Raw genomic sequence first — 14,579 nt, 5'->3', positions numbered from 1 at the left:
GCTGACAGCAAACCCTGATGAAAGACGCGCGCCGGGGGCTCTGAACCGCCCCGGCTTTCGCGGAGGCCGGGGCGGTTCATGTCGCTCGACAAGCGGTTCGAGGGTGATCTTGTCGCCTTCGGCAAAGGTGAAATGCTCACGGCCCTCACACCCATCAAGGGCTCAGCGGGCTATGTGGCTATCGAGTGGGTCACCGAGACCCTCCAGGCCACAAAAGGAGCGTCGTCTTTCTGTCCTGCTCCCTGGTGGGGTAGACCGTGCGCCGGCAGCCCTCTTTCTGGTAGCAGCGTGCGCTGCCTGCCATCGCATTGAACGCGAGTGACACGCGGCCTTAGCATGTGCGCTGAGCGGCAGGTCTACTTCTATATTTTTGATAGCTGCCAGCGCTGGTGGCGCCTGCGCCAACTGCCCATTGAATGCTCAGTTCACCTACAGGGTTAGCCCCCGCAGGGCAGTGCCACCTGGGCGCTACCATTGGCGTTTTGCATTCCATTCCCGGAGATCGTTTCGCATGCTGCGCAAGTTCGCCTCTGTGCTGGCCATCGGCCTGCTCGCCACCGCCGCCCAGGCGCAAAGCTACCCTGACAAGCCCATCCGCATGGTCATCCCCTTCCCGCCCGGCGGGGGCACGGACATCCTGGGCCGCCTGGTGGCGCAGAAGCTGACCGAGGCGAACAAATGGACCGTGGTGCCCGACAACCGCGCCGGTGCGGGCGGCACGCTGGGCATCACCGAAGCCGCCCGCGCCAAACCCGATGGCTACGACATGGTGATGGGCCAGAAGGACAACCTGGTCGTCGGCCCCTGGCTGTACAAGAACCTGCCGTGGAACCCCACCAAAGACTTCGTGGCCGTGGCGCACGTGGCCTGGGCGCCGGTGATCATCGCCACCAGCGCCAACAGCAAGTACAAGACCCTGGCCGACGTGGTGGCCGCCGCAAAGGCCGCACCCGACACGATCACCTACGGCTCACCCGGCAACGGCACCACCATCCACCTGGCGGGCGACCAGTTCGAGAAGGCCGCGGGCATCAAGCTGCGGCACGTGCCGTACAAGGGCTCTAACCCGGCGCTGCTGGATGCGCTGGCCGGCAACGTGGATTTGCTGGTGTCTTCGGTGCCTTCGGCCATGGCGCAGGTCAAGTCGGGCAAGCTGCGGCCGCTGGCCGTGACGTCTGCCAAGCGCAGCAGCACGCTGCCCGATGTGCCCACGGTGGCCGAAAGCGGCTACAAAGGCTTTGACGTCAGCACCTGGTACGGCCTGCTGATGCCCGCGGGCACGCCCCAGGCGCAGGTGCGCACGATGAACGCCGCCGTCAACAAGCTGCTGGCCACGCCCGAGATGCAAAAAGCCATTCACGACCAGGGCGCCGAGCCGCAGGCCATGACGGCCGAAGCCTTCGGCAAGCAGGTCAACAGCGACTACCACCAATGGGGAAAAATCGTGCGCGACGCGGGCGTGAAGATCGAGTGATCGCCGCCAGCACTTAGCGGCAGCGGCGGGGGCACATTCACCCGCCGCCGCGGCCGCACCGCGATCAGCCCGGCCCTTGCCGGGCTTTTTTGTGGGGCCGCCGAAGGCGCGGGCGTCGGCCGTCGGGATCAGAACCGCGCGCCACCGCAATGGCGGCGAAACCGTCCTACGCCATCGGCAAAGCGGGCGCACTAACCTGCTCACACCTTGTCACACACAGCCCTTTCGCCATGGTTCTGACCATTGTCACCACCGCCGCCGTCACCCTGATCACGGTGGCTGTGGCGATGAATTTCGCCACGCCTGAGAAGAAGCTGGAACGCAAGATCGAGCATCGCTATGCCGTGGCCGACCCGCAGTTTCGCCGTGAGATGGGCGTGATGCTGGGCCCCGCCATCCTCGGCGGCAACCGCGTGCGCGACCTGCAAAACGGCAAAGAGATTTTCCCGGCCATGCTGGCCGCGATCCGGGCGGCGCAGAAAACCATCACGTTCGAGACCTACATCTACTGGTCGGGCGAGATTGGCGAAAAGATGAGCGAGGCGCTGGCCGAGCGCGCGCGGGCGGGCGTCAAGGTCTCGGTCATGCTGGACTGGATGGGCAGCCTGAAGATGGACGACCAACTGGTGCAGCGCATGAAGGATGCCGGCGTGCGCGTGCACCGCTACCGCCCGCTGCACTGGTACAACATCGCGCGCATGAACAACCGCACGCACCGCAAGCTGCTGATCGTGGACGGCGCCGTGGCCTTCACGGGCGGTGTGGGCATTGCCGACCAATGGGACGGCCACGCCGAAGACCCCGAGCACTGGCGCGACATGCACTTCGAGCTGACAGGCCCGGCGGTGGCGCAGTTTCAGGCGGCCTTCAATGACAACTGGATCAAGGCCACGGGCGAAGTGCTGCACGGGCCCGATTACTTCCCGCCGCTGCAGCGCGCCGGCGACGCCGACGCGCATCTGTTCATCGCCTCACCTGCGGGCGGCAGCGAAAGCATGCACCTGATGGTGTTGATGGCGGTGGCCGCCGCCGAGCACACGATCGACCTGGAGGCTGCCTACTTCGTGCCGGACGAGCTGGTCATCAAGGCGCTGCTGGCGGCGCGCCAGCGCGGTGTGCGCATCCGCATCATCGTGCCGGGCGAGCACATCGATTCCGAAGCGGTTCGTTTGGCCTCCAAGGCCGAATGGGGGCCGCTGCTGCAAGCGGGCGTGGCCATCCACGAATACACGCCGACGATGATGCACAACAAGCTGCTGATCGTCGACAGCGAGATGGTCTCGGTGGGTTCCACCAACTTCGACGTGCGATCCTTTCGGCTGAACGACGAAGCCAGCCTGAACGTGTACGACCGCGAACTCGCCGCCAGAATGACGCGCGAGTTTGAAAAAGACCTGGCCCAGACCCGCGCCTACACCTACGAAGCCTGGGCCGCGCGCCCGCTGCGCGAAAAGCTGCTGGAGCGCTTCGTGCTGCCCATCAAGTCGCAGCTTTGATGGCGGCGGCGGGCATTCAGCGCCCCGCCGTTGGCCGACTCAGGTGTAGCGCTTTTCCAGCGCGTCCCACTCGGGCTTGCCCACCAGGCGCTGGCGCTCGGCAAAGGGCGTGACCAGGCCGCTGGCCTCTTGCACTTCCTTCTCATCGCGCAGCACCGTCAAGGCCTTTTGCATGCCCATCACCGCGCCTTGCAGCGCGGCGTTGGCGTATAGCACGATGCCGTAGCCCAGCTCGCCCAGCTGCTGGGCGTTGAAGATCGGCGTGCGCCCGCCGATCACCATGTTCATCAGCTGCGGCTGCGGCAGCCGCTGGGGCAGCGCGCGCACTTCTTCGGCCTGCGTCACCGCTTCGACGAACAGGATGTCGGCGCCCGCCTCGGCGAACTTCTGGGCGCGCTCCACCGCCGCCTCGAAGCCCAGCGTGGCGGCCGCGTCGGTGCGGGCCATGATCATCAGGTCTGCGTCGCGGCGTGCATCCACGGCGGCCTTGATCTTGTTGACCGCCTCTTCGGTGCTGATCACTTCCTTGCCGCTGAAGTGGCCGCAGCGCTTGGGCGCCACCTGGTCTTCCAGCTGGATGCAGTCGGCGCCCGCGCGTTCCAGCGTGCGCACGGTGTGGATCACGTTCAGCGCGTTGCCAAAGCCCGTGTCGGCATCCACCAGCAACGGCACGTTCACCGCGTCGCGGATGCGGGCGGTGTGGTCGGCGATTTCGGCCAGGCCCATGAAGCCTTGGTCGGGCATGCCGAACCACATGTTGGTGACGCCCGCGCCGGTGACGTAGATGGCCTCAAACCCCAGGTCTTCGATGACCTTGGCGGACAGCGCGTTGAACGCGCCGGGCACGATCACGCCGCGGCGCGCTTGCACCAGTTCTTTCAGCTTCTTGCGAGGGGACATGGCTTTGCAACCTATCTTTATCAAGTCAATCAGTCTCTGGCGCTGGTGAAACAAGCGCCAGCAGCTATCAAATACGCAGCAATCAGGCAGACGCCGTATCCAGCGGCACATGCACCCAGCCGCTCATCAGCACGCGGGCGCTGCGACTCATCAGCGCCTTGGTCACGGCCCATTGGCCGTTGACCTGCGAGGCTTCGGCGCCTACGCGCAAGGTGCCGCTGGGGTGGCCAAAGCGCACCGCGCTGCGTTGCCCGCCGCCGGCCGCCAGGTTGACCAGCGTGCCGGGAATGGCCGCCGCCGTGCCGATGGCCACCGCGGCCGTGCCCATCATGGCGTGGTGCAGCTGGCCCATGGACAACGCACGCACCAGCAGGTCGATGTCGGCCGCCTGCACGGGCTTGCCGCTGGACGCCATGTAGTTGGCCGGTGGCGCGACGAAGGCGATCTTGGGCGTGTGCTGGCGCTTGGCGGCCTCGGCCACGTCGTGGATCAAGCCCATCTTCACGGCGCCCCAGGCGCGGATGGTTTCAAAGCGCGCCAGCGCAGCCGGGTCGCCGTTGATGGCGGGCTGCAATTCGGTGCCGGCGTAGCCGAGGTCGGCGGCGTTCAAGAAGATGGTGGGAATGCCCGCGTTGATCAGCGTGGCCTGGAAGCTGCCCACGCCGGGCACTTCAAGCTGATCGACCAAGTGACCGGTGGGGAACATCGCGACACCGCCCTCGCCTTCGCCTTCATCGGCGGGGTCGATGAATTCCAGCGCCACCTCGGCGGCCGGGAAGGTGACGCCGTCCAGCTCGAAATCGCCCGTTTCCTGCACCTGCCCGTTGGTGATGGGCACGTGCGCGACGATGGTCTTGCCAATATTGGCCTGCCAGATGCGCACGGTGCAGGTGCCGTTGGCGGGCACCTTGGCCGCGTCGATCAGGCCGTTGGCGATGGCGAACGGCCCCACGGCCGCCGACAGGTTGCCGCAGTTGCCCGACCAGTCCACAAAGTCGCGGTCGATGGCGACCTGGCCAAACAGGTAGTCCACGTCGTGGTCGGCCCGCGTGCTGGGGCTAACGATCACCGCCTTGCTGGTGGACGAGGTGGCCGCGCCCATGCCGTCGATCTGCTTGCCGTACGGGTCCGGGCTGCCGATCACGCGCTGCAGCAGCCTGTCGCGCGCCGCACCGGGCTGTTGCGCGGCGGCGGGCAAATCCGCCAGGCGGAAGAAAACGCCCTTGCTGGTGCCGCCACGCATGTAGGTGGCGGGTATCTTGGTCTGCGGTGCTTTGCTCATATTGTGATAGCTGCCAGCGCTGGTCAGACGCGCGCCAGCGCCGGATTTTGATCAGAACTCTGCGCAAGGAAATCCTGCGCGAAGCGTTGCAACACGCCCCCGGCCTCGTACACCTGCACTTCTTCGGCGGTGTCCAGCCGGCAGAGCACGGGCACGCGCTCGGTCTGGCCGCTGCGGCGGTGGATAAGCAGTTGCAGCGTGGCGCGCGGCGTGCGTTCGCCTTCCACATCGTAGGTTTCGGTGCCGTCCAGGCCGAGCGTCAGGCGCGTGGTGCCGGGCAAGAACTCCAGCGGCAGCACGCCCATGCCGATCAGGTTGGTGCGGTGAATGCGCTCAAAGCCCTCGGCCACCACGGTCTCCACGCCCGCCAGGCGCACGCCCTTGGCGGCCCAGTCGCGGCTCGACCCCTGGCCGTAGTCGGCCCCGGCGATGATGATCAGCGGCTGGCGGCGATTCAGGTACGCCTCAATGGCCTCCCACATGCGCACCACCTTGCCCTCGGGCTCGATGCGCGCGAGCGATCCCTTCTTCACCTGCCCATCGACCACGGCCATTTCATTGACCAGTTGCGGGTTGGCGAAGGTGGCGCGCATCGCGGTCAGGTGGTCGCCGCGGTGCGTGGCGTAGGAGTTGAAGTCCTCCTCCGGCAATCCCATCTTGTGCAGGTACTCGCCCGCGGCGCTGTCCAGCAGGATGGCGTTGGACGGCGACAGGTGGTCGGTGGTGATGTTGTCGGGCAGCAGGGCCAGCGGGCGCATGCCCTTGAGCGTGCGCGGAAAGGCCGCCAGCGCGCCCACGCCTTCCGTGTCCCAGTACGGCGGGCGGCGGATGTAGGTGGATTGCGGGCGCCAGTCGTACTGCGGGGCGGCGCGCTCGCCATCGTCCACGCGCAGCGCGAACATCGGCTCGTAGACCTTGCGGAACTGCTCAGGCTTGACCGCCTGGGCGACGATGGCGTCGATCTCCTCGTCGCTGGGCCAGATGTCTTTGAGGCGAACGGGCTTGCCATCCACCACCGCCAGCACGTCGTTCTCTATATCGAAGCGCACCGTGCCCGCAATGGCGTACGCCACTACGAGCGGCGGGCTGGCCAAAAATGCCTGCTTGGCATACGGGTGGATGCGCCCGTCGAAGTTGCGGTTGCCCGACAGCACGGCCGTTGCGTACAGGTCGCGGTCGATGATCTCTTGCTGGATCTTGGGGTCGAGCGCGCCGCTCATGCCGTTGCAGGTGGTGCAGGCAAAGGCGACGATGCCGAAGCCCAGCTTTTCCAGGTCGGCCAGCAGGTTCGCTTCTTTCAAATACAGCTCCACGGCTTTCGAGCCGGGCGCCAGTGAGCTTTTCACCCACGGCTTGCGCACCAGGCCCAGGCGATTGGCGTTGCGCGCCAGCAGCGCGGCGGCGATCACGTTGCGCGGGTTGCTGGTGTTGGTGCAGCTGGTGATGGCGGCAATGATCACCGCGCCATCGGGCATCAGCCCCTCGGCCTCTTCGGCGCGCGCCGCCTGCAGCTTGGCTGCGTCGGCAATGCCGCGTTCCGCCAGCGCCGTGGTGGGCAGGCGCCGGTGCGGGTTGCTGGGCCCCGCCATGTTACGCACCACGCTGGACAAATCGAAGCTCAGCACGCGTTCGTATTCCGCGGTCTTCAGCGTGTCGGCCCACAGGCCCGCGGCCTTGGCGTAGGTCTCGACCAGCTTGACCTGCTCGGGGCTGCGGTCGGTCAGGCGCAGGTAGTCCAGCGTCTGCTGGTCGATGTAGAACAGCGCGGCGGTGGCGCCGTACTCGGGGCACATGTTCGAGATGGTGGCGCGGTCGCCAATCGACAGGCTGTCGGCGCCCTCGCCGAAGAATTCGACGTACGCGCCCACCACTTTTTCCTTGCGCAGGAACTCGGTCAGCGCCAGCGCCATGTCGGTGGCAGTGATGCCGCTTTGGCGCTTGCCGGTGAGCTTCACGCCGACGATGTCCGGCAGGCGCATCCACGAGGCGCGGCCCAGCATCACGTTCTCGGCCTCCAGCCCGCCCACGCCCACGGCGATCACGCCCAGCGCATCGACGTGCGGCGTGTGGCTGTCGGTGCCCACGCAGGTGTCGGGGAAGGCCACGCCGTCCTTGACGTAGACCACGGGCGACATTTTCTCCAGGTTGATCTGGTGCATGATGCCGTTGCCCGCCGGGATCACGTCCACGTTGGCGAAGGCCTTCTTCGTCCACTCGATGAAGTGAAAGCGGTCTTCGTTGCGGCGGTCCTCGATGGCGCGGTTCTTGGCGAAGGCATCGGGGTCGAAGCCGCCGCACTCCACCGCCAGAGAATGGTCCACGATGAGCTGCACCGGCACCACCGGGTTCACAGCGGCCGGATCGCCCCCCTCTTTCGCAATCGCGTCGCGCAAGCCCGCCAGATCGACCAGCGCCGTCTGGCCCAGGATGTCGTGGCACACCACGCGCACCGGGAACCACGGGAAGTCCTGGTCGCGCCGCCGCTCGATCAGCTGCGTCAGGTAGCCGGTCAGCTGCGCGGGATCGGCGCGGCGCACCAGGTTTTCGGCGTGCACGCGGGCGGTGTACGGCAGCGTGTCCCAGGCACCGGGGCGCAGGGCGTTGACCGCCGCCCGGGCGTCAAAATAATCCAGCTGCGTGCCGGGCAGTGCTTGGCGGTAAGCCGCGTTGGTCATCGTGATACTCTTTTTTTGATAGCTGGTGGCGCAGGTGCAACGGGCGCCAGCGGCCGATTTCTCTTGAAACCGGCTCTGGCGCCGCAGGCAGCGGGTTCAGCGCTGGGCGATGGGCACGAAGGCCTGGTCCTCGGGGCCGGTGTAGTTGGCACTGGGGCGAATGATCTTGTTGTCGATGCGCTGCTCGATCACGTGCGCCGCCCAGCCGCTGGTGCGGGCGATGACGAACAGCGGCGTGAACATGGCCGTGGGCACGCCCATCATGTGGTAGCTGACGGCGCTGAACCAGTCCAGGTTGGGGAACATCTTCTTGGCCTCCCACATCACGCTCTCCAGCCGCTCGGCGATGTCGTACATCTTGGTGCTACCGGCGTCGTCGGACAGGCGCTTGGCCACGCCCTTGATGACCACGTTGCGCGGGTCGCTGATGGTGTAGACGGGGTGGCCAAAGCCGATCACCACTTCCTTGCGCTCCACGCGGGCGCGGATGTCGGCCTCGGCCTCGTCCGGGTTGTCGTAGCGCTTCTGGATTTCAAACGCCACCTCGTTCGCGCCACCGTGCTTGGGCCCGCGCAGCGCGCCAATGGCGCCGGCGATACTGGAATACATGTCGCTGCCCGTGCCGGCGATCACGCGGGCGGTGAAGGTGCTGGCGTTGAATTCATGCTCGGCGTACAGGTTGAGCGAGGTGTGCATGGCGCGCACCCACTCGGCCGGCGGCTTTTCGCCGTGCAGCAGGTGCAGGAAGTGCCCGCCGATGGAATCGTCGTCGGTTTCCACCTCGACGCGGCGGCCCGAATTGCTGAAGTGGTACCAGTACAGCAGCATGCTGCCCAGGCTGGCCATCAGGCGGTCGGCAATGTCGCGCGCGCCGGGCAGGTTGTGGTCGTCTTTTTCGGGCAGCGCGCAGCCCAGGGCCGACACGCCGGTGCGCATCACGTCCATCGGGTGGCTGGCGGCGGGCAGTTGCTCCAGCGCGGCTTTCACGCTGCCGGGCAGGCCGCGCAGGGCTTTCAGCTTGGTTTTGTAGGCTTTCAGTTCGGACTGCGTGGGCAGCTTGCCGTGCACCAGCAGGTGGGCGATTTCTTCAAATTCGCAGACCTCGGCCATGTCGAGGATGTCGTAGCCACGGTAGTGCAAATCGTTGCCGGTGCGGCCCACGGTGCACAGGGCGGTGTTGCCGGCGGTGACGCCCGACAGCGCCACGGATTTCTTGGCTTTGGGGGCGGCGGCCTGGGTTTCTGCGGTGGCGGTGGTCATGGGCGGGTCTCCTGGTTCTGAACGGTGGGGCTGATGGGAACGGGGCGCCCGTGGCGGCCAACGGCCACCATGTCGAACACCCCTTTGAACACTTCGTCGCTGGGCACGCCGGGCGCGTCGGCCAGTCCGTTGACGCACACCGTCATGGAGCTGCGCCCCACGCGGCTGACCCACGCGCGCAGCGTGAGCCGGTGCCCCACGGGGATCGGCGCGATGAAATCGATGCGGCTGACGCCCGCCATCACCACCTCGCACTGCGCGCGGCTGCGCGCGGCCAGAAAGGCGGCCTTGGCCATCAGCTGCAGGCCTTCGCCGGCGAACAGCGTGCCGTGGTGGTTGGCCATCGCGGGCAGCACGAGTTCGTGCGTTTCGGCGGTTCCGATAGGGCTTGTCATGCTTCGCAATTTACGCAAAATAGGCGTTGCACAGAAGGACTGAAAGGGCGAATCCTTGCGAACGTCGAGCATCGAATTTGCAAATTTTGCGAATTTCACAAACCCCGGCCGCCGCGCCGCACGCGCATGAAAAAGGTCTTCATGGGCGTCAAGCTGCGGCGCCTGCGCGCCGAGCGCGGCCTGTCGCAGATCGCGCTGGCGCAGGCGCTGGGCCTGTCGCCCAGCTACCTGAACCAGCTGGAGCAGAACCAGCGGCCGCTGACGGTGTCGGTGCTGCTGAAGATCAGCCGCGCGCTGGGCGTGGACGTGCAGCACTTTTCCGAGGACGAAGAAGCGCGCCTGGTGGCGGCCATGCAGGAAGCGCTGGCCGACGCGCCCGAGCCCGTCACCCTGCCCGAGCTGAAGGAAACCGCCACGCAGATGCCGGCGCTGGCGCGCGCCCTGGTGCAGCTGCACCGCCGCCACGCCGACACGCTGGCGCGGCTGGAAGCCATGGCGCTGAAGCTGGGCGACGACCGCGCCGATCTGCCCGCCCCCACGCTGATGCCGTTCGAGGCGGTGCGCGACTTCTTCTTTTCGCACCAGAACTATTTCGACGCGCTGGACCGCGCCGCCGAAGGCTGGGCCGCCCAGGCGCGCGCGGGCGCCGGCCTGCTGCCGTGGCTGACCGAGCGGCTGCGCAGCGCCCACGGCGTGGGCGTGCGCCACAGCGCGGGCAGCCACGACGGCAAGCGCAGCTTTGACACCGCCACGCGCACGCTGACGCTGTCGGGCGAGCTGGACGAAGGCCAGCAGGCCTTTCAGCTGGCCACGCAACTGGCGCTGCTGGAGATGGGGCAAGCCATCGACGCGCTGATCAACGTGCCGCCCTTTGACACCGACGCGCCTTCGCGCCACCTGGCGCGCATCGGCCTGGCCAACTACGTGGCGGGCGCGCTGGTGCTGCCCTACGGCGAATTCCTGCAGGCGGCCGAGCAGTGGCGCTACGACATCGAGCTGCTGGCCCAGCGCTTTGGCGTGGGCTATGAGACCGTGTGCCACCGCCTGTCCACGCTGCAGCGCCCGGGCGCGCCCGGCGTGCCCTTCTTCTTTGTGCGGGTGGACCGCGCGGGCAACATCAGCAAGCGGCAGTCGGCCACGCACTTTCACTTCTCGCGCGTGGGCGGCACCTGCCCGCTGTGGAACGTGTACGAGGCGTTTTCGCAGCCCGGCCGCATCGTGCCGCAGATGGCGCGCATGCCCGATGGGCGCACCTACCTGTGGGTGGCGCGCACCGTATCGCAGCGGCGCCCGGGCTACGGCGCGCCGGGCAAGACTTTTTCAGTGGGCCTGGGGTGCGATCTGCGGCACGCGCCGCGCCTGGTGTATTCCAAGGGGCTGGACCTGCGCGACACCGAGGCGGCCACGCCCATCGGCATGGGCTGCAAGGTGTGTGAACGCACCGACTGCCGCCAGCGTGCCTTTCCCTTCATCGGCCGCGCGCTGGCGGTGGATGAGAACCAGAGCCGCTTCGTGCCCTATGCGTTTGCCGACCCGGCCAAGGTGTGATGTGCGCCAGCGCACCCACACGCCACGGTTCATAACCAAATCGGCCGCCAGCGCAGGTGGCACCTGCGCTGGCAGCTATGCTTTTTCAAGCAACCGCGTGGCTGGATGCGCGCGCCAGTTCGATGAAAGCGCGCAGGTAATCCACCTCAAGCTCGCCCTCGCGCGCGCCCAGGTGAATCTGCTTGGCAATGCCGTGCGCGCCCAGGCGCACGGGCACCACGTCGATGCGCGCCGCGTATTCCTGCACCAGCCAGCGCGGCAGCGCCGCGACGCCCCGGCCGCTGGCCACCATCTGCAGCATGATGTCGGTGGTCTCAATCGTCTTGTGGCGCCGCGGCGAGATGCCCGCGGGGGTTAGGAACTGGTTGAACACATCCAGCCGGTCTACCTCCACCGGGTAGGTGATCAGCACTTCGTTCAGCAGGTCGCGCGGCTTCACGTAAGCGCGCGTGGCCAGCGGGTGGCGCGCGTTCACGACCAGCACCTGCTCGTAGTCGAACACCGGCTCAAAGTGCAGGCCCGGGCGGCGCAGCGGGTCGGGCGTGACCAGCAGGTCGATCTCGTAGCCGATCAGCGCGCCAATGCCGCCAAACTGGAACTTCTGCTTCACGTCCACGTCCACGTCGGGCCACGCGCTCAGGTACGGCGCCACCACCTTCAGCAGCCACTGGTAGCAGGGGTGGCATTCCATGCCGATACGCAGCGTGCCGCGCGCACCTTGGGCGAACTGGGCAATGCGCTCTTCGGCCAGCGCGAACTGCGGCAGCACCCGGTTGGCCACCGACAGCAGGTACTGCCCCGCCTGCGTCAGCCGCAGGCTTCGCCCCTCGCGCAGCCAGATCGGCGTGCCCAGCTGATCCTCGAGCTTGCGCATGGAATGGCTGAGCGCCGACTGCGTCAGGCACAGCACATCGGCGGCGGCAGTCAATGAGCCGCGGCGGTCTACTTCCTGCACGATGGCCAAGTGGCTGCGCTCGATCATGAATGAACCATTTTCATGAATTGCTGAGAATTGACCATTTTACTTCACGCATTGAGCTACCTACGATGACCGTTTTCGCCAACCAATGGATCTGCTGTCATGGTCACCACCCACAACCTAGGCTACCCGCGCATCGGCGCGCGCCGTGAACTGAAATTCGCCCTCGAGTCGTACTGGAAGGACCAGAGCACCCGCGACGAGCTGCTGCGCACCGGCGAGACCCTGCGCGCGCGCCACTGGGCCGACCAGTCCGCGCTGGACTGGGTGCCGGTGGGCGACTTTTCGTTCTATGACCAGGTGCTGGACACCAGCTTTGCCCTGGGCAACCTGCCCGAGCGCGTGCAGGGCTTTCACGGCGACGCGCTGGACAACTACTTCCGCGTGGCGCGCGGGCGCACCGCCCCCTCCGGCGAAGCGGCCTGCGGCTGCGGCGCGCACGGTGTGGCCGCGGGCGAGATGACCAAGTGGTTCGACACCAACTACCACTACATCGTCCCCGAATTCACGGCCGACACCCAGTTCAAGCTGGACGCATCGCGCCTGCTGGCGCAGCTGGCCCAGGCCAAGTCGCTCGGCGTGAAGGCCAAGCCGGTGGTGATCGGCCCGGTGACCTACCTGGCACTGGGCAAGGCCAAGGACGATTCCGACAAGCTGGCCCTGCTCGATCGCCTGTTGCCCGTGTACGCCCAGCTGCTGGACGCGCTGGCCGATGCGGGCGCCGAATGGGTGCAGATCGACGAGCCGATTCTGGTGACCGAGCTGGATGAGCACTGGCGCCACGCCTTCAACCTGGCTTACCACCAGCTCAAGGCCTGCCGCGTGAAGCTGCTGCTGGCCACCTACTTCGGCCAGTTGCAGGACAACGCCTACCTGGCGGCCAACCTGCCCGTGGCCGGCGTGCATGTGGACGCCATCAACGGCCGCGACGACGTGCTGCCGCTGATCAACCTGCTGCCTGAGCACAAGGTGCTGTCGCTGGGCGTCATCAACGGCCGCAACATCTGGAAGACCGACCTGAACGCCGTGCTGGACTGGGTGGAGCCGCTGGCCGCGCGACTGGGCAAGCGCCTGTGGCTGGCGCCGTCGTGCTCGCTGCTGCATGTGCCGGTCGATCTGGCCAGCGAGGAGCGCCTGGACGCGCAAGTGCGGTCCTGGCTGGCCTTTGCCCGTCAGAAGCTCGATGAGCTGCACCTGCTGGCGCGCGCCATCAACGAAGGCCGCGCCGCCGTGACCGCCGAGCTGGCCGCCAACCAGGCCGCGCTGACGGCGCGCGCCCAATCGCCCCGCGTGAACAACCCCGTGGTGAAGGCCGCCGTTGCCAAGATCAGCAGCCACCTGGGCCAGCGCGAAAGTGCCTACGGCCAGCGCGCGCCCAAGCAGGCGGCGCAGCTGCGCCTGCCGCGTTATCCCACCACCACCATCGGCTCTTTCCCGCAGACCATGGAAATCCGCCACGCCCGCAGCGAATACAAGGCCGGCCGGCTGGACGACGCGGGCTACCAGAGCGCGATGCGCGCCGAGATCGAGCGCAGCGTGCGCGAGCAAGAGCAGCTGGGCCTGGACGTGCTGGTGCACGGCGAGGCCGAGCGCAACGACATGGTCGAGTACTTTGGCGAACAGCTTCAGGGCTACGCTTTCAGCCAGTTCGGCTGGGTGCAGTCGTACGGGTCGCGCTGCGTAAAGCCGCCGATCCTGTTTGGCGACATCAGCCGCCCGAAGGCGATGACGGTGGAGTGGATTCGCTACGCCCAGTCGCTGACCGACAAGCCCATGAAAGGCATGTTGACCGGGCCGGTGACCATCCTGAACTGGTCTTTCGTGCGCGACGACCAGCCGCGGCGCGTGTCTTGCCTGCAGCTGGCGCTGGCCATCCGCGAGGAAGTGCTGGATCTGGAAAAAGCCGGCGTGCGCGTCATCCAGATCGACGAGGCCGCGCTGCGCGAAGGCCTGCCGCTGCGCCGCTCGCAATGGCAGGACTACCTGGACTGGGCGGTGGAGAGCTTTCGCATCACCGCCAACGGTGTGCGCGATGAGACGCAGATCCACACGCACATGTGCTACTCGGAGTTCAACGACATCATCGCGTCCATCGCGGCGATGGACGCGGACGTGATCACCATCGAAACCAGCCGCTCGGACATGGAGCTGCTCGACGCGTTCGACCACTTCAAGTACCCGAACGAGATCGGCCCCGGCGTGTACGACATCCATTCGCCCAACATCCCCACGCAGGAGCACATCGTGCAGCTGATGCAGAAAGCCGCCGAGCGCATCCCGGCCGAGCGGCTGTGGGTGAACCCGGATTGCGGCCTGAAAACCCGCCAGTGGTCGGAAGTGATTCCGGCGCTGGAGCACATGGTGGCGGCGGCCAAGGCGCTGCGCGAGCAGGAGGAGGCGGTCAGCGCCTGATCGGCGGGTCGCCCGATTGCCGCACCCGGCGGCGGGCAGCGGCAGCGTGCACCTGACGCCGCCCTGCCTCGGCTTGTCCGGATGCCCCGGCGATCAGCCGGTGGCGTGCGCAGAAGCGGCGGCATGGCGATCCGGTGGGCAACCGGATTTCAAGTCAA

At 67.0% G+C, this 14,579-nt stretch carries 11 protein-coding genes; 5 read left to right on the top strand and 6 right to left on the bottom strand.

Annotation, left to right across the window (positions count from 1 at the left end; all coding sequences use genetic code 11):
• Positions 1-78 precede the first annotated feature (78 nt).
• The 3 genes from C6570_RS18580 to C6570_RS10075 all read left to right on the top strand — a co-directional run bounded on the left by C6570_RS18580 (position 79) and on the right by C6570_RS10075 (position 2,970).
• A complete protein-coding gene (locus tag C6570_RS18580; RefSeq protein ID WP_106703086.1) occupies positions 79-312 on the top strand; it encodes a DUF3224 domain-containing protein in 234 nt (77 codons plus the stop codon).
• 199 nt (positions 313-511) lie between these two features.
• Positions 512-1,474: a Bug family tripartite tricarboxylate transporter substrate binding protein gene (locus C6570_RS10080; RefSeq protein WP_106703085.1), complete on the top strand. Its 963-nt coding sequence runs from the start codon at positions 512-514 to the stop codon at positions 1,472-1,474.
• Positions 1,475-1,704: 230 nt separating this feature from the next.
• Positions 1,705-2,970 carry a phospholipase D-like domain-containing protein gene (locus tag C6570_RS10075; protein ID WP_106703084.1) on the top strand — a complete coding sequence of 422 codons (1,266 nt, stop codon included), beginning with the start codon at positions 1,705-1,707 and terminating at the stop codon, positions 2,968-2,970.
• A gap of 39 nt (positions 2,971-3,009) precedes the next feature.
• Here the strand turns inward: C6570_RS10075 and C6570_RS10070 are convergent, their stop codons facing one another.
• The 5 genes from C6570_RS10070 to C6570_RS10050 form a co-directional block, all read right to left on the bottom strand.
• Positions 3,010-3,870, bottom strand: coding sequence for an isocitrate lyase/PEP mutase family protein (locus C6570_RS10070; protein ID WP_106703083.1), 861 nt, complete (start codon positions 3,868-3,870; stop codon positions 3,010-3,012).
• 82 nt (positions 3,871-3,952) lie between these two features.
• The gene (gene prpF, locus C6570_RS10065) at positions 3,953-5,152 is read right to left on the bottom strand and encodes a 2-methylaconitate cis-trans isomerase PrpF (RefSeq protein WP_106703082.1); all 1,200 of its coding nucleotides are present in this window, start codon (positions 5,150-5,152) and stop codon (positions 3,953-3,955) included.
• Between the two features lie 23 nt (positions 5,153-5,175).
• Entirely contained in the window at positions 5,176-7,827 is a 2,652-nt protein-coding gene (gene acnD, locus C6570_RS10060; RefSeq protein WP_106703081.1) for a Fe/S-dependent 2-methylisocitrate dehydratase AcnD, read from the bottom strand.
• 96 nt (positions 7,828-7,923) lie between these two features.
• Positions 7,924-9,087 (bottom strand): bifunctional 2-methylcitrate synthase/citrate synthase, encoded by a 1,164-nt coding sequence (prpC, locus tag C6570_RS10055; RefSeq protein WP_106703080.1) that lies wholly within the window; start codon positions 9,085-9,087, stop codon positions 7,924-7,926.
• Positions 9,084-9,482, bottom strand: coding sequence for an acyl-CoA thioesterase (locus C6570_RS10050; RefSeq protein WP_106703079.1), 399 nt, complete (start codon positions 9,480-9,482; stop codon positions 9,084-9,086). The genes prpC and C6570_RS10050 overlap by 4 nt, the downstream gene beginning before the upstream one ends.
• Positions 9,483-9,608: 126 nt before the next feature.
• On the opposite strand from C6570_RS10050, the gene C6570_RS10045 reads away from it, so the two are divergent.
• A complete protein-coding gene (locus C6570_RS10045) occupies positions 9,609-11,030 on the top strand; it encodes a short-chain fatty acyl-CoA regulator family protein (RefSeq protein WP_106703078.1) in 1,422 nt (473 codons plus the stop codon).
• Positions 11,031-11,115: 85 nt separating this feature from the next.
• On the opposite strand, the gene C6570_RS10040 is transcribed toward C6570_RS10045, so the two are convergent.
• Positions 11,116-12,012, bottom strand: a complete 897-nt coding sequence (locus C6570_RS10040; protein WP_106703077.1) for a LysR family transcriptional regulator — start codon at positions 12,010-12,012, stop codon at positions 11,116-11,118.
• A gap of 99 nt (positions 12,013-12,111) precedes the next feature.
• On the opposite strand from C6570_RS10040, the gene metE reads away from it, so the two are divergent.
• Entirely contained in the window at positions 12,112-14,421 is a 2,310-nt protein-coding gene (metE, locus tag C6570_RS10035) for a 5-methyltetrahydropteroyltriglutamate--homocysteine S-methyltransferase (RefSeq protein WP_106703076.1), read from the top strand.
• The last annotated feature ends 158 nt before the right edge of the window (positions 14,422-14,579 follow it).

Source organism: Ottowia oryzae, assembly GCF_003008535.1.
In the GTDB taxonomy this organism is placed as follows: Bacteria; Pseudomonadota; Gammaproteobacteria; order Burkholderiales; family Burkholderiaceae_C; genus Ottowia; species Ottowia oryzae.
This window is presented reverse-complemented; position numbering and strand designations above follow the sequence as displayed.

What these genes read in the sequence shown, in the direction of transcription:
- C6570_RS18580 (WP_106703086.1), top strand. Translation starts at nt 79, where the DNA reads ATGTCGCTCGACAAGCGGTTCGAGGGTGATCTTGTCGCCTTCGGCAAA.
- C6570_RS10080 (WP_106703085.1), top strand. Translation starts at nt 512, where the DNA reads ATGCTGCGCAAGTTCGCCTCTGTGCTGGCCATCGGCCTGCTCGCCACC.
- C6570_RS10075 (WP_106703084.1), top strand. Translation starts at nt 1,705, where the DNA reads ATGGTTCTGACCATTGTCACCACCGCCGCCGTCACCCTGATCACGGTG.
- C6570_RS10070 (WP_106703083.1), bottom strand. Translation starts at nt 3,870, where the DNA reads ATGTCCCCTCGCAAGAAGCTGAAAGAACTGGTGCAAGCGCGCCGCGGC.
- prpF (WP_106703082.1), bottom strand. Translation starts at nt 5,152, where the DNA reads ATGAGCAAAGCACCGCAGACCAAGATACCCGCCACCTACATGCGTGGC.
- acnD (WP_106703081.1), bottom strand. Translation starts at nt 7,827, where the DNA reads ATGACCAACGCGGCTTACCGCCAAGCACTGCCCGGCACGCAGCTGGAT.
- prpC (WP_106703080.1), bottom strand. Translation starts at nt 9,087, where the DNA reads ATGACCACCGCCACCGCAGAAACCCAGGCCGCCGCCCCCAAAGCCAAG.
- C6570_RS10050 (WP_106703079.1), bottom strand. Translation starts at nt 9,482, where the DNA reads ATGACAAGCCCTATCGGAACCGCCGAAACGCACGAACTCGTGCTGCCC.
- C6570_RS10045 (WP_106703078.1), top strand. Translation starts at nt 9,609, where the DNA reads ATGAAAAAGGTCTTCATGGGCGTCAAGCTGCGGCGCCTGCGCGCCGAG.
- C6570_RS10040 (WP_106703077.1), bottom strand. Translation starts at nt 12,012, where the DNA reads ATGATCGAGCGCAGCCACTTGGCCATCGTGCAGGAAGTAGACCGCCGC.
- metE (WP_106703076.1), top strand. Translation starts at nt 12,112, where the DNA reads ATGGTCACCACCCACAACCTAGGCTACCCGCGCATCGGCGCGCGCCGT.